Here is a 13,598-nt window from a genome sequence, read left to right on the forward strand (position 1 = left end):
TCCTATCGAGCGTAATCAGCTCAATAGGAGATCAGTATGCAAAAGATGATCGTCATACAGCCACGGCCGCGCGCTTGGGTGGAAGGAAGTATTCTTCAGCCTTACGTTTCGCAATACGGGGAGCATTTGCAACGAAGGCGATATGCTCCGGGCACCCAGCGCGCCTACATGTGCTGCATCGCGCACTTCGCCCATTGGCTGACACAGGAGGGGTACCGCCTGGAAGCGATCGGTCAAGTCGCCGTCATTCGCTTTCTCTCGGAACACTTGCCGGCATGCGTCTGCCCCGATCCGGTCCGCCGTATTCGTCATGACCTGCAGGCGGTACTTGGCCACCTTCTGGAGGTACTCAAAGCTGGCGGCGTGGTGCCGCAGTATCCGGCTCGGAACTCCGCTATCGAACAGGAGTTGACGCGTTTCGATACCCACATGCGAGACGTCTGGGGTTTGGCAGACAGGACCCGTCGGCGGCGCTGCAAAGTGGTTAAGGAGGTTCTTGTCGAACATGTCGGCGAGCAGCCCATTTCGATGGCGACAGCCACGACCGTCCGTCACTTCATCCTCGGCGAGCAGGGGCGAGGCTCCGCAGCCATCGCCGCGATAGGCGCCACCATTGCCTTCTATCTCCGCTTTCGCAGTATATCCGGCGATCGGGTGAGCGAACTGAAGGCCGCAATTCCCCGAGTCGCGCGCTGGCGGTTGGCGTCATTACCAGAGGTTCTGACCGATGCCGAGATCGACCAACTGCTGAGTTCGTTTGATCAGTCGTTTCCGTCGCGCCTGCGAGCTTATGCGATGGTGCGGTGCCTAATCGATCTCGGCCTGCGATCCGGCGAAGTCGTCAAGTTGCAACTTAACGACATCAACTGGTCCAATGGTACAATCAACCTTGTCGGCACCAAGAGTCGACGGGCTGATACTCTGCCCCTGCCAGTCTCAACAGGAGCGGCGATTGCGGCCTATCTGCGTGAGGAGCGTCCTACGACGGCGAACCGAGCCGTATTTGTTCGTCACGTCGTACCCTACGACAAACCGATCACAACCAAGAGCGTCGTACGCGCAGTATTGGCCGGCTACCGAAGATGTGGATGGACGCGAACCGGGGTCCACATTCTCCGCCACAGCGCTGCCAGCCGACTTCTACGCGCCGGCGCGCCGATGAAGGAGATTGCGGACATCTTGCGGCATCGAAGCCTCGACACGTCCGCCATCTATGCAAAGGTTGATCTGAACAATCTATCTGCTGTGGCTCTGCCTTGGCCGGGGAGCGCACAATGATCAACGCACGCACGATGCTCTCGTTGGCCGAGGACTATTTGTCCGAGCGCCGCGCCCTTGGTTTTAAGCTCAGGATGGAGGGCCATTACATCACCGCTTTCGCCCTGTTCGCAGACCAACACGGTCATCGCGGCCCACTCACCGACGGTGTCGTTCTGAACTGGGTGCAAGGTCAGGCCAAAAAAGCTACCCCGCTCTCCTGGGCCCGGCGCCTCGAGGTCCTTGCCCGTTCACGAGGTATCTGACGCGGGTTGATCCCGACACTGAGTTCCCTGAGACCGCGATCTTTGGTCGTGCACATCGACGCCTCACGCCGCATATCTATTCAGAGCAGGAGATATGCGATCTCGTGGCTGCCGCTTCGCGGCTGACTCCCAAGGGCGGTTTGCGACCAGCGACATACGCAACGATCTTCGGACTGATCGCGGCTACGGGGCTACGACGCTCGGAAGCACTCCAGCTGCGCTACGGCGATATCAATCTCGACAGCGCGGTCCTTACGATTCGTAATACGAAGTTCCGTAAGTCCAGGCATGTGCCTATGCATGCCACCGTCGTAGCCGCGTTGCGGCGCTATCTGGAGGTTCGTGCGCGTCATGGCGCTCTCTCCAAGGATTCGCCGCTGTTCCTCTCCTCAGAGGGCGGATTCATCGCGGAGCGGAGGATCAATAAGATTTTCCAGAAGCTTCGTACCAAACTCGGTTGGGCCCCGCGGGGCGGCCATCGTGAAGTGCGCATCCATGACCTGCGCCACACCTTTATTTGCCGCCGCGTTCAGCTTTGGCACGAACATGGCGCCGATATCGACAATAGGATGGCAGCGCTCTCGACCTACGTCGGCCACGCCAAAATCTCCGATACCTATTGGTATCTGACCGCCGTCCCAGAACTCATGGCGGTCTCTGGCAGGCGTTTCGAGCTTTTCGCAGCAAATGTCGGAGGAGATTATCGTGTCTGATCTCAACCCGACACCGTCCTTCCCCATCCTGCTTCAACGCTTCTTTGTCGAACATCTGGGCAACCAGCGAGCTGTCAGCCCTCGCACCATCGCAGCCTACCGGGACACTTTTCGATTGTTGCTTGGCTTCGCCGAAGCGAAGATTGGCAAGGCGCCCACCCGGCTGATCTTGGCCGATCTTGATGCGCAATTGATCCTGGACTTCCTCGACCATCTGGAGAAGGAACGGAGCAACGGTGTGCGCACGCGCAATGCCCGCTTGGCGGCACTTCGCTCCTTTCTGAAGTATGCCGCCCACTACGACCTGACTGCGCTCATCGTCATCCAACAGGCACTGGCCATTCCGATGAAACGGTTCGACCGGCCGGTCCTGGGATTTCTCTCGCGCGAGGAGATGCAGGCGATTCTTGACGCGCCGGATGCGCGGACCTGGGCAGGTGAACGGGACCGCACGCTGTTCAGCCTGATGTACAACACTGGCGCCCGTGTGTCCGAAGCCATCGGCCTACGCGTCGGCGAGGTTATCGTCGATGGCGCGGCGGTTGCACACTTGCATGGTAAGGGACGTAAAGACCGTAGCGTGCCGCTTTGGCGTACGACAGTCAGCTTGATCCGTAACTGGAAACGTCGGCTGGCTTTCACAAGCGAGGAGGACTTCCTGTTTCCGAACCGTAGCGGAGGGCGCATGGCGCGTTCAAACGTCACCCAGCGCTTTGAACTTGCGGTATCGGCTGCGGCGGAACGTTACCCGCAACTCGCGAGCCGCTCGATTTCGCCTCACACCATCCGCCACACCACAGCGATGCATCTCCTGCAGTCCGGCGTCGATATCAGCGTCATTGCTCTGTGGCTCGGTCATGAGAGTTCCGCGACGACGCATATGTACCTTCAAGCAGATCTCGCGATGAAGGAACGTACCCTCAACCGACTGCAGCCCATGACGTCCAGTCAAGGTCGATATCGTCCGCCGGACCAGCTCATGCAGTTCCTGATGAGTCTCTGAAATTATGCGCAGTTCGCCAGCCGGAAGTCGTCCGAGAATCCGACGGTTAAAGCCTCCTGCCTCAGCAATCTGCGCATAATCACGAGGTGCACATAATCGCGCTTATGGAGATCTCTACATAAGCGCGATGACCGGCCATAGGGTGGAAGCGACCCACCGGGCGTCGCCTATCTCTATGCGCCAGAACGAAAGGCGGAGCGACCAATCGCCCATCTGGCGGGCTTTGCCGGAATCCTGCAGGTAGACGGATATGGTGGTTATCGCGTACTCGCCGACAAGAGCGGCGTAACGCTCGCCTTCTGCTGGGCGCACGTGCGCCGGCGCTTTTACGAACTCGCCGCAGCCGGCCCAGCGCCAATCGCCAGCGAGGCGCTCCGGCACATCGCGGAACTTTACAGAATAGAGGACGACATCCGCGGCCAGACGGCGGAGGCACGCCATGCCGAGCGTCGGGAAAGGAGCCGGCCGCTCCTGGCCGAGTTCGAGCCGTGGCTGCGCGAGAAGCTCGGCCTGATCAGCCAGAAGACGAAGCTCGCCGAGGCGATCCGCTACACGCTCTCACGCTGGGAAGGGCTCGCCCGCTTCATCGATGACGGCCGCATCGAGATCGACAGCAACGTGGTCGAGCGCTCGATCCGCCCGATCGGTAAGCGGTGCGCCAAGGCACCTTTCCCGAAATCGTCTTTATGGTTAGGTCGCTTGTTGGTCGGCGCACCGGCGCCGATCACTCCGAGTCATAACGGGTGACGTAGTGGAGTTCGCGCAGGGCGGGGATGACGAGGGCGATGTCTTTGTACGCCTCGTGCTCGATGAAGCGCGCGGTCTCGGGCCCCGGCCTGGGCTTACCGAGAACGGGCCTGCCCTTTTTGTCGACGCAGTAGATCAGGATCGGCAGCAGCAGGCCGTGATTGGGGTTGTTGAGGTCGAGTAGCGATTTCCATTTTTTGATGTTGAGATTGATGGCCGCGTAGAACCCCTGGCACCACGGCCGCGGGTCGATGCCGCCGCTGGGCTTGGTAGCGAATCGGGGCGCATAATCCTGCGGTCTGTCGAAGAGCGTCTCGTTGATCCGGTTGTGGATCCTGGCGACGCTGGCAAACACGGCGTGATCGGTTGCAGAGCCTTTGGCCAGGACGTCGCGCCGCAACCCCATGAGCGGGCACATCCAGTCTTGCGGGTCCGCGAACCGCGGCCCGGTGACCGCCGCCGTTACGAAGCCATCCAGCGCCGACATCGTCCGCACCAGCGGGCGGGGGTTGGTCTTGACGGCCATCCAGGCCTCCAGCGCCGCGTCCGACAGCGCCATGTCATTGATCGCGCTCATGCCGCCAACGGGAGCGGCATCGCTTGGCGGCGCACCCAATTCCATGGCATCAGCTCGTCCCAGCGCGAGGCTGGCCAGTCGTTCTGGATGCGCTCGGTGATATCGGCCATGTAGGCTTCGGCATCGACGCCGCAGAGCTTGCAGGTTTCTATGATGCTGAGCACGACCGCTGACCGCTCCGCCGCGGCGAAGCTGCCCGAGAAAAGCCAGTTGCGCCTTCCGACCGTAAATCCACGAATGGCGCGCTCCGCGATCAGGTTGTCGGGCTCGAGCTGGCCATCGTAGAGGAAGCGATTGAACGCGCGCCATCGGTTGGTGCCATAGGCGAAGGCCTTGGCGATATCGGCATGGCGCGACAAACCCTTGCCCTGGCGCGTGAGCTGTCGTCGCAGCGCGAGGACCAGTGGTCGGGTCCGCCTTCGTCGTGCGGCCAATCGCTCGGCGGGCGGCAGCCCCCGTATCTCTTCCTCGATCCGGTAGATCGCCTGGATACCGGCCATCGCCGTCGTGCTGAGCTCGGTCGGCTGGCTGTCGTGAACGTCGAATATCTTGCGACGCAGATGGGCCAGGCAGGCAGCTTCTCGAATGGCGCCGCCCTTGTAGAGCTGATTGTAGCCGCTGAATCCGTCGGCCTGGAGGGTGCCGGAAAATCCGGCGAGCTCGCTCATCACGCTCTCGCCGGCGCGGCCCATGGTGGCGCGATACCAGGCGATCGGCGGCTCCTTCGAACCCGAATTGCGGTCGTCGGCGACATAAACCCAGAGCGCGCCCTTGTGTGTCTTGCCGTTGCCGGGCGCCAGGATCGGAAGCCGCGTGTCGTCGGTGTGAATCTTGCTGCGGGTAAGGCCGATCTCACGGATGCGGTTGTAGATCGGATCGAGCAAGGCGGCAGCGTAGCCGGCGCTGCGCGCAAGCGTGGATCGCTCGATATCGACGCCCTTGGCGGCCATCATCTGGGCCTGACGGTAGAAGGGCAAATGATAACCCCACTTGGCCATCATGATATGGGCGAGCGCGGCATAGCTGAGCTTGCCGCGTGCAATGGCCTTGGCTGGTGCCGGCGCCTGGATGATTTTATCGCAGGTCCGGCAGCTGTACTTGGGTCGAATGGTCTCCATTACCTGCCAGGCCTGGGCGACCAGATCGAGCATCTCCTCGCTATCTTCGCCCATGGCGCGCAGATCGCCGCCGCAGCCCGGGCAGCATGCGCAAGACGGCTCGCGAACGACCCGCTTGCGCGGCAGGGTGGGGTTGAGCTTACGCACCGGCAACACCCGCACCTTGTCGCTGTCCGCGACGATAGGCAGTTCGAGATCGGGCACGCTGGCGGCGAAATCGGTCTCGAGATCTTCGAGTTCGAGCTGCATCTGGCCGAGCTTCTCGGAGGAGCGGCCGAAGGCCTTGCGGTTGAAGCGATCGATCCGCAGCGCGGCCTCGGCGCGCTCTCTTCGCAGCTGCTCATCGCGTTCGGCAATGGCGATGTCACGGGCACAAACCGCCGCCTCCAGAAAGGCGATCCGGGCGATGAAATCAGCGTTTGAGGGGGCCTGTTCCGACACCCAAATTACATACCCGAAAGGCCTCCGTTACGGAAGCAGAATCGACACAAAATCAATAAGAAACGAGCAAAATCAGCCAGCCATACGTGGTCGATAAATCTTGTTTGGCCGGCGCCAATCGATCCCGTCCAAAAGTAGCGAAAGCTGTGCCTTGGTGAGCGACACGGTCACCTGATCCTTGGTGGTCGGCCAAGCGAAACACCCATCGGAAAGGCGTTTTGTAAAAAGGCAGAACCCCTGGTCGTCATGCGCCAAAATCTTGATGATATGACCCTTGCGTCCTCGGAAGCAGAAGATCGCGCCGGTATGCGGGTCGAGCGCGAGCACCTGCTGCACCATGCGCGCCAGGCTGTTGATCCCGCGGCGCATATCGGTCTCACCGCAGCAAAGGTAAATCCGGTCGGTCGGCACCACCGTGATCACCTGGTCAACTCCGCCAGGACGATACGCAGCGCTGTCGGATCGACGGTCCCGTCGATCCGCAATCGCGCGCCGTTCGGAAAGGCCACGACGATCCTGCCGGCCGGGTCCGGGCAATCGGCGACGGGACGCTCGACCTCGGGCGGATCGTTCACTTCGATCCGCGCGAAAGTTGCCATCGCCCGATCGGCCTCGAGCTCGCAACCGGCCATCTGCTTGCGCCAGGCATAGAGCTGTGACGGAGCTACGCCGAACGCGCCCGGGCACCATTGAAAGCTCTTCGGCCGCCGCGGCGCCGCTTAACTCGGCGACCATATCGCCCCTCGCATGTTCCAATGTCATGGCGCGAAAGCTCCATGTTCATCAGCCTATTGCAAGGTGCCTTGGCGCACCGCTTACCCCGATCGCGCTCAACCGAAAGAACGCACTCTTCGCAGGCTCTGACGGCGGCGCCGAGCATTGGGCCGTCATCGCTTCGCTCATCGAAACTTGCAAGCTCAACAGCGTCGAGCCGCTCAGCTATCTCGCCGATGTTCTCACCAGGATAGTCAACGGCCACCCCAACAGCCAGATCGACGATCTCCTGCCCTGGGCCTACGTCAACCAGCCTGAGCTAAAGGCCGTGGCCTGAGAACAGTGGCTACGCTCGACATCGTTCGGCGCAGCTGCCTGTGATTGTTGTACGGCGACCAAATATATATGCCTGCCGCGCCTGACCGCAAAAGCAGCCGAGGGGTAACGTTACTCGTCCAAACGACGGCATTCTGGGCTGACCGTCAAAGATCTCCGGATGGCTATGCGCGTCCCCGGACGATGATCCCATAGCGCCGGATCGGCGCACCACTGGGGGTAATCTGCTCGGATTCGACCGTCTCAACATGAACGTCTGTAAAGCCGGCGGCGCGGCAGAGCGCATCCCAGCTCGCGGCGTCGCGGAGGTGGAAGCCGTGTTCCGGCCGGGCGAAATCCGGCGCTTCCCTTGGCGCCAGACAGGCCATTGGCATCGAGCCGCCGGGGCGCATCACCTCTGTCCAGAAATGAATTACTCCGATCGAGAAAACGCTGTCAAAGCTGTCTTCGGCACAAGGCATATTCTCCGCCGAGGCCAGATCAAAGCTTGCTTTGCCGGAAGCGACGAGGGCGGCTTTGAAGGTGGAGGCTTCCGTGACCATTGTTGGGGAGATGTCGATCCCGCAATAAGTGACGTCCAGCGCTTGGGCGATCACATCGGGCACAGTGCGCCCGTTGCCGAAGCCGATTTCGAGCACGCGGTTGCCCGCATCCCCGCCCAGAAGCGCGACGTTCTTGGCATTCGCTTGCCTGTTATTCTCGTTCAGCCAGTCGGCAACGGCGAGGCCTACAGCGCCCTCGGGGTTGCCAAGCTGTCTGGCGCGTTCTGCGAGGGTGAGCGTTTCGAAGACGGCCATCGTTGATCCCCAAAGGTCTGCGCACATGATCCGGTGGCAGCCCCAGAAACACAAGCCTGCCTGTTGGCAGGAGTGTCTGAAAAACCTTGATTGCGTCGCCCCCCGCTGATCGAGACCTGCAAGCTCAACAGCGTTGAGCCGCTCAGCTATCTCGCCGACTTGCTCACCTGGATCGCCAGCAGTCATCCCAACAGCCGGATCGACGAGGTTCTACCCTGGGATCTACATCCGTACTCCAGAGCTCAAGGCTGTGGCCGAAGAACACCGCTTACTGAACATCGCAACCCTCCGAAAATGATTGAAACAAAGCCCGTATCCAGAAAAACTGCTACACATCCTCCGCGAGAGTTAGGGTCTACGTTTTGTGAGACGTGGCCGTAGCGTTCCCTAATCGACTGTGGCAGCGCAAAGTACCGCCGGGAAGCTCGAATGGCTTGTGCGACGCGTTCGTTCAGGTTGCCCTGCTTGACAAGGTAGAAGCCCCCTTGCTCGTGGCAGGCTATCGTAGGCGCTCGCGCCTTCATCTGCATCGGCTGCTAGTTTCGCCAGCGAGATTGCGGTAGTGTCTTCATAGCTTCTCGTCAGTTGGTGCGGTGGCCTTATGGGGCACCTTGAAAACCCAGTAGTGCGCGTCCTCCTCGTAATATCTGGCACCGTTTAGACAATGTGCCGGTACAAGGATGCCCCCATCGTGCAGACGTCGCACCTCGCCTTCAAAGGACGTCGCCTCCGCATAGCTCTTTCGGACGCTTGCGATGACCAATCCGTTGGGGCGCGTGACGCGAGCCAATTCGCGCAGCCCATCCGGTTGGGCATGCCTGTGCACGAAGACGCCACAGCAGACCGTGATGTCATAGCTCGCGTTGGAATATTCGGAGAGCGGGCCGTTGAGGTCGACATCGCCCCGCACATGACGGTACACGCGGGTCTCTCGGGCCTTTTCGGCCATTTCCTCGAATAGGTCAAACCCGTCGATCAACTGAAAGCCAAGGCGTTCCAACTGCACACCGACGAGGCCTGTTCCGCAGCCAGCGTCAAGGATCGCGATGGCTGCTCGCTCCTTGGCTAAATAGGCCGTCTGCATGGCGGCCGCCAGCTCCGCCACGACAATAGGCCCGTAGTATCCGTGACGGTTCCTCAGATTGTAGCTACCGGCCTGTTCGCGATAGAACTGGGCCAAGTAACCGACATCGCCGTCGAGTGTATGGGAAGCCTTGATGCGCTTTCGTGCTGCTTGATCCAGCGCGGCCTGTTGATCAGGGATTTTCATGACAGTTACTCCATGGAGGGACAGTGGGATCCGGCGCAGTCCTGTTCGGCGGCCCTATTGCTGGGGTTCTGTGTTACGGGAACGACTGCGTGCACGGCGCTTCCATCAACCTTCATAAGAAATGGGACTTCCTTCACCGGGGATTCGTCGCTTTGCGATCAGTCTCGCACCCATTCCAAATATCTGCTCGATATATGGAGCGATCAAGGACGTATAAATTAATAATTAATGAAATTATATTTCGTATAACCGGGTTAATCTTCGTTAGACAAGGGGACAAATTTCACAATTCGCCAGCCTGATGGTGGGATAGTCGTCGTAGGCGCTCAGGCAGGGTGTTCTTGCCGCGAGCATACGCAGGTTCACAATGTCGTCGGTCATCGGTTCTTCGAATGTGAGCGCTGTCCCGGCGCCACCTTTCGCGCGTGGCCGTGAGCCACGATGCTCGGAGCCTTTGAGGGCTTCAACACATGACGGTTTCAGAGCTTACGCTTAAGTCCAGGGACGAGGAGCCGGTTCGACGGCTTGAGATATTCACGGGTTCTGGACGGCGGCGCGAATGGTTGCCGGAGGAGAAGGCGCGGATCGTGGCGGAAAGCTATGATGCCGGCGAGACCGTGAGCGCTGTGGCCCGGCGATATGCATTGTCCCCGCAGCAGCTGTTCGCCTGGCGCCGGTCCGCGCGGGTGCCATTGGCGAATACGCCGTCACCGGAGCCGTTGTTTGTTCCAGCAGTGGTCGCGGCACCGGAGCCCAGTCCGGCGGGGGAGCGCGCGAGATCGACGCGGAAGCGAAAGGCCGCGCGAGAAGCTGGCGTGATCGAGCTGGAGATTGACGGTGTCGCCATGCGGGTCGGTCGTGGCGCCGACGCCAGGACGGTGGCGGCGGTGATCCGTGCGCTGAAGGCGTCGTCGTGATCGGGCCGACGGGGGCGGTCAAGGTGATGGTCGCGACGAAGCCAGTGGACTTCCGCAAGGGCGCCGAGGGTTTGGCCGCGCTGGTGCGCGAGACGATGGGCGCCGATCCGTTCTCCGGCGCGGTCTACGTCTTCAGGGCCAAGCGCGCCGACCGGGTCAAGCTGGTGTACTTCGACGGCACCGGCGTGTGCCTGCTGGCGAAGCGTCTGGAGGACGGGAAGTTCTGCTGGCCTGCCATCACCGATGGCGTGGTGAGGTCGTCGGCGGCGCAATTGCAGGCGCTCCTGGAAGGGTTGGATTGGCGGCGCGTGCATGACGCCCGCGAGACGCGCGTGCCGGTCGCGGCAAATTGATTCCACGGGCGGCCAGAGACGCTGGCAAAGCATTGGAATACATGATTGAATCGGCCTTGTGAGCAACCCGGCCGAGCCTCAGACCAACGATCCGATCGCGCTTCAGGCGATGCTCGCGGCGGAGCGCGCCGAGAACGAGCGGCTGCGCCAGATCATCAAGGAACTGCAGCGCCACCGCTTCGGCCGCAGGGCAGAGAGCCTGCCGGTCGACCAACTGCTGCTGGGCCTGGAAGAGGCCGAGCAGGTCGAGGCGGAGGGCTTCGCCGCAGAGCACGCCGCCGATCCTGCTAAGCGCGAGGCTCGCGCCAGGAAGCGCCGCGCCAACCGCGGTTCACTGCCCGCGCACCTGCCGCGTATCGAGCAGGTCATCGACATCCCCGACAAGATCTGCCCGTGCTGCAAGGGGATGCTGCACGTCATGGGCGAGGATTGCTCCGAGCGCCTCGACATCGTGCCGGCCCAATTCCGCGTCATCGTCACGCGCCGACCGAAGTATGCCTGCCGGAGCTGCGAGGAGGTCGTGGTGCAGGCGCCCGCAGCGGAGCGCCTCGTCGAGGGGGGCATCCCGACCGAAGCGACCGTCGCCCACGTGCTGGTGTCGAAGTATGCCGACCATCTTCCCCTGTATCGCCAGGCGCAGATCTATGCCCGGCAGGGCGTGAACCTGGATCGGTCCACGCTCGCCGACTGGGTCGGCAAGGCAGCCTTCCTGCTACGGCCGATCCACGAGCGGCTGTTCGAGCGGCTGAAGGCGTCCGGCAAGCTCTTCGCCGACGAGACCACCGCGCCGGTGCTCGATCCCGGGCGCGGCCGCACCAAGACGGGCCAGCTGTTTGCCTATGCGCGCGACGATCGCCCCTGGGGCGGGATCGATCCGCCCGGCGTCGCCTATCTCTATGCGCCCGACCGCAAGGCCGAACAGCCACTCCGGCACCTTCAGGGCTTCGTCGGAACCCTGCAAGTCGACGGCTACGCTGGATACCGGGCGTTGGCCGAGCGCAATGCCGTGAGCCTGGCGTTCTGCTGGGCGCATGTCCGTCGCCGGTTCTACGAACTGGTCCAGTCCGGACCCGCGCCAATCGCCACGGAGGCGCTCCAGCGCATCACCGAGCTCTACAGGATTGAGAGCGAGATACGGGGACGCTCGCCCGAAGAGCGGCGCACCGCCCGCCAGGAGAGAAGCCGCCCCGTCATCGATACCCTCCAGCCATGGCTGCGCGAAAGCTCGCCCTGGTCAGCCAGAAGAGCAAGCTCGCCGAAGCAATCCGCTACCCGCTCTCGCGCTGGGCCGGACTTGGTCGCTTCCTCGACGACGGCCGCGTCGAGATCGACTCCAACGTCGTCGAACGCTCGATTAGGCCAATCGCCCTCAATCGGAAGAATGCGCTCTTCGCCGGTTCCGACGGTGGTGGCGAGCACTGGGCGACCATCGCCTCGCTCGTAGAAACCGCGAAACTCAACGGCGCCGACCCATACGCCTATCTCGCCGACGTCATCACCCACATCGTCGCAGGCCATCCGCAAAGCCAGATCGACGACCTGCTGCCCTGGGCCTATGCCCCCGGGCCGCTCAAGGCCGTGGCCTGAGAACAGCGGTTACCTTCGAATCAGCTTGGTCTCAGAGTTAACGCGGGTGCTGGCGTGGGAGGAGTATCGCGACGCCAATCCAGGCGGCCTTCTATATCTATTTTTGCATGACCTTACCTGGAAAGGACGCGTACACCAGACGATACGCCAGATGCACTCCGCGGCGTGAAGGTGTTTGGCGATTTCGCCGGCGACACCTTCAACATCTTGGATCCAATCACCGGCCTAAAGCTGTTCGTCGCAACGATGGGCGCCTCGAACTACACCGACGCCCCAAACGGTACGCTAACTACTGCAGGATACATTTGTTCGTGGATTTGGCGCACCAGGGAAATGGCGCCGTCATAATCGCCGACCAAATGCACGAGCAACCCCGAAGAATCAAGTTCTGTCACCACATTGCTTAAGCCAATGAAAACCGGACCAATGTCCGCAAGCGAGACTAGTCGCTGGGCAAAATCGATGTCGCTTACAATACAAACCCTCACCCCGTGACTGTCCTCCAGGCGAAGGACGTTGATGTCATGTCTAGCAAGAAGGGCGCAAAGGCTGTCGCATTCTTCGAGGCTGGCGCATGAAAACACCGGGCTGTCGCGAGCCACGGTCACAGAACGGGCGTTGCCATGACCTGATACGATCGTGCCGGTGATGGCTCCGTCGCTGGTCAGCGATTTACAAATAATGGAAACCCTGTGCTTTTCGGCGTAATGCACCCCCCTGTGGTGGAGAACCTTTGCGCCGTGTAGGGACATCTGTAGGATCGTCTGATAGGCAAGCTCCGGAATCAGTTGTGCTCCTGGGACAAGATAAGGGTCTGCCGTATAGACGCCCGGAACATCTGAGTAGATTTCGCAAGCGTGCTCTCCTAACATGGAGGCTATTACGATAGCTGTCAGGTCGGAGCTGTTTCTGCCCAGAAACGTTAACCTGCCGGACTGATCGATTGCCTGGGCGCCAGCGGCAACGATCACATCATGCTCCAGCAATGCTGCCATAATTTGCTTAGGATCTACGCTTTCTATTGACGCGCGACCGAAGTCCGAATTCGTACGTATTCCAAGGGAATAGCCGTTCAAAGACATGACCGGTATCCTCAGCCGGCTGATGGCAGCCTCCAAACAGCAGGCACTGATCATCTCTCCAGTTGCAAGTGCTGCATCAACGTTCGATGGTGATGCTTTCTTGTTGACGTTGAGCATCACCTCTTTCAGGTTGTCAGTTATTCCCGACATCGCGCTGACCACGGCAACGATTTTGCCTTCGCCAGTTGCTAGTCGGTCGGCTATGTGCCCAGCAACTCGATGGTAGTCTTCAGTATGTCGAAAAGAGGAGCCCCCGAATTTCAGAACCGTCGCGTTCATGTTCCACCAATCACGTCGTAAGCAATTTGCAAGCTATGCGATGAGAGATGCGTTCAACGCGCAGCCCCCACTCTACGCCTCAAGGGGTTCAGTCGGTCACGTCGCAGTGTGATCCTGTAGCATCTTCGATTTCGGCAGCCA

14 protein-coding genes and 4 pseudogenes are annotated in these 13,598 nt (G+C 61.0%); 10 read left to right on the plus strand and 8 right to left on the minus strand.

The genetic code is table 11. The annotated features are described in order from the left end of the window. Positions 1–36: 36 nt before the first annotated feature. From ABID19_RS33245 to tnpC (ABID19_RS33265), 5 genes and pseudogenes are all read left to right on the plus strand, one after another. Entirely contained in the window at positions 37–1,278 is a 1,242-nt protein-coding gene (locus ABID19_RS33245; RefSeq protein WP_263807174.1) for a site-specific integrase, read from the plus strand. After that, a complete protein-coding gene (locus ABID19_RS33250; RefSeq protein WP_263807175.1) occupies positions 1,275–1,523 on the plus strand; it encodes a hypothetical protein in 249 nt (82 codons plus the stop codon). Before ABID19_RS33245 ends, ABID19_RS33250 begins: the two co-directional genes overlap by 4 nt. Positions 1,524–1,627: 104 nt before the next feature. Next, on the plus strand, positions 1,628–2,236 hold the full coding sequence (locus tag ABID19_RS33255) for a tyrosine-type recombinase/integrase (protein WP_263807176.1): 609 nt from the start codon (positions 1,628–1,630) through the stop codon (positions 2,234–2,236). Beyond that, a complete protein-coding gene (locus ABID19_RS33260; protein ID WP_263807177.1) occupies positions 2,229–3,239 on the plus strand; it encodes a site-specific integrase in 1,011 nt (336 codons plus the stop codon). The genes ABID19_RS33255 and ABID19_RS33260 overlap by 8 nt, the downstream gene beginning before the upstream one ends. Positions 3,240–3,356: 117 nt before the next feature. Next, positions 3,357–3,920, plus strand: a pseudogene (tnpC, locus tag ABID19_RS33265) (IS66 family transposase); the annotation flags it as partial. Between the two features lie 43 nt (positions 3,921–3,963). Here tnpC (ABID19_RS33265) and ABID19_RS33270 read toward each other — a convergent pair. The 4 genes from ABID19_RS33270 to ABID19_RS33285 all read right to left on the minus strand — a co-directional run bounded on the left by ABID19_RS33270 (position 3,964) and on the right by ABID19_RS33285 (position 6,754). Further along, positions 3,964–4,608, minus strand: coding sequence for a UPF0149 family protein (locus tag ABID19_RS33270; RefSeq protein ID WP_354494749.1), 645 nt, complete (start codon positions 4,606–4,608; stop codon positions 3,964–3,966). Then, positions 4,560–6,122, minus strand: a complete 1,563-nt coding sequence (gene tnpC / locus ABID19_RS33275; RefSeq protein ID WP_263807179.1) for an IS66 family transposase — start codon at positions 6,120–6,122, stop codon at positions 4,560–4,562. The genes ABID19_RS33270 and tnpC (ABID19_RS33275) overlap by 49 nt, the downstream gene beginning before the upstream one ends. A gap of 72 nt (positions 6,123–6,194) precedes the next feature. Then, complete coding sequence (tnpB, locus tag ABID19_RS33280) at positions 6,195–6,545, minus strand: IS66 family insertion sequence element accessory protein TnpB (RefSeq protein WP_263807180.1); 351 nt, start codon at positions 6,543–6,545, stop codon at positions 6,195–6,197. Continuing rightward, positions 6,542–6,754: a hypothetical protein gene (locus ABID19_RS33285; RefSeq protein ID WP_263807181.1), complete on the minus strand. Its 213-nt coding sequence runs from the start codon at positions 6,752–6,754 to the stop codon at positions 6,542–6,544. Before ABID19_RS33285 ends, tnpB (ABID19_RS33280) begins: the two co-directional genes overlap by 4 nt. 182 nt (positions 6,755–6,936) lie before the next feature. Between ABID19_RS33285 and ABID19_RS33290 the strand changes: the two are divergent. Next, positions 6,937–7,173 (plus strand): annotated as a pseudogene (locus ABID19_RS33290) (transposase domain-containing protein); the annotation flags it as partial. A gap of 163 nt (positions 7,174–7,336) precedes the next feature. Here ABID19_RS33290 and ABID19_RS33295 read toward each other — a convergent pair. Then, entirely contained in the window at positions 7,337–7,969 is a 633-nt protein-coding gene (locus ABID19_RS33295; protein ID WP_263807182.1) for a class I SAM-dependent methyltransferase, read from the minus strand. 90 nt (positions 7,970–8,059) lie between these two features. Here ABID19_RS33295 and ABID19_RS33300 point away from each other — a divergent pair, with 90 nt between their 5' ends. Further along, positions 8,060–8,350 carry a transposase domain-containing protein gene (locus ABID19_RS33300; protein WP_263807183.1) on the plus strand — a complete coding sequence of 97 codons (291 nt, stop codon included), beginning with the start codon at positions 8,060–8,062 and terminating at the stop codon, positions 8,348–8,350. 41 nt (positions 8,351–8,391) lie between these two features. On the opposite strand, the pseudogene ABID19_RS33305 reads toward ABID19_RS33300, so the two are convergent. Both ABID19_RS33305 and ABID19_RS33310 read right to left on the minus strand, forming a co-directional pair. After that, a pseudogene (locus tag ABID19_RS33305) lies at positions 8,392–8,499 on the minus strand (hypothetical protein); the annotation flags it as partial. Positions 8,500–8,537: 38 nt separating this feature from the next. After that, entirely contained in the window at positions 8,538–9,239 is a 702-nt protein-coding gene (locus ABID19_RS33310) for a class I SAM-dependent DNA methyltransferase (RefSeq protein ID WP_263807184.1), read from the minus strand. Between the two features lie 470 nt (positions 9,240–9,709). Here ABID19_RS33310 and tnpA point away from each other — a divergent pair, with 470 nt between their 5' ends. The 3 genes and pseudogenes from tnpA to tnpC (ABID19_RS33325) all read left to right on the plus strand — a co-directional run bounded on the left by tnpA (position 9,710) and on the right by tnpC (ABID19_RS33325) (position 12,096). Beyond that, positions 9,710–10,156 (plus strand): IS66-like element accessory protein TnpA, encoded by a 447-nt coding sequence (gene tnpA / locus ABID19_RS33315; RefSeq protein WP_263807185.1) that lies wholly within the window; start codon positions 9,710–9,712, stop codon positions 10,154–10,156. After that, positions 10,153–10,509 carry an IS66 family insertion sequence element accessory protein TnpB gene (gene tnpB, locus ABID19_RS33320; protein WP_412177318.1) on the plus strand — a complete coding sequence of 119 codons (357 nt, stop codon included), beginning with the start codon at positions 10,153–10,155 and terminating at the stop codon, positions 10,507–10,509. Before tnpA ends, tnpB (ABID19_RS33320) begins: the two co-directional genes overlap by 4 nt. Before the next feature lie 109 nt (positions 10,510–10,618). Next, positions 10,619–12,096: pseudogene (gene tnpC, locus ABID19_RS33325) on the plus strand (IS66 family transposase). 260 nt (positions 12,097–12,356) lie between these two features. On the opposite strand, the gene ABID19_RS33335 reads toward tnpC (ABID19_RS33325), so the two are convergent. After that, positions 12,357–13,457 carry an amino acid kinase family protein gene (locus ABID19_RS33335; RefSeq protein WP_263807186.1) on the minus strand — a complete coding sequence of 367 codons (1,101 nt, stop codon included), beginning with the start codon at positions 13,455–13,457 and terminating at the stop codon, positions 12,357–12,359. Positions 13,458–13,598 lie beyond the last annotated feature (141 nt).

This window comes from Mesorhizobium robiniae (assembly GCF_040545535.1).
GTDB lineage: Bacteria > Pseudomonadota > Alphaproteobacteria > Rhizobiales > Rhizobiaceae > Mesorhizobium > Mesorhizobium robiniae.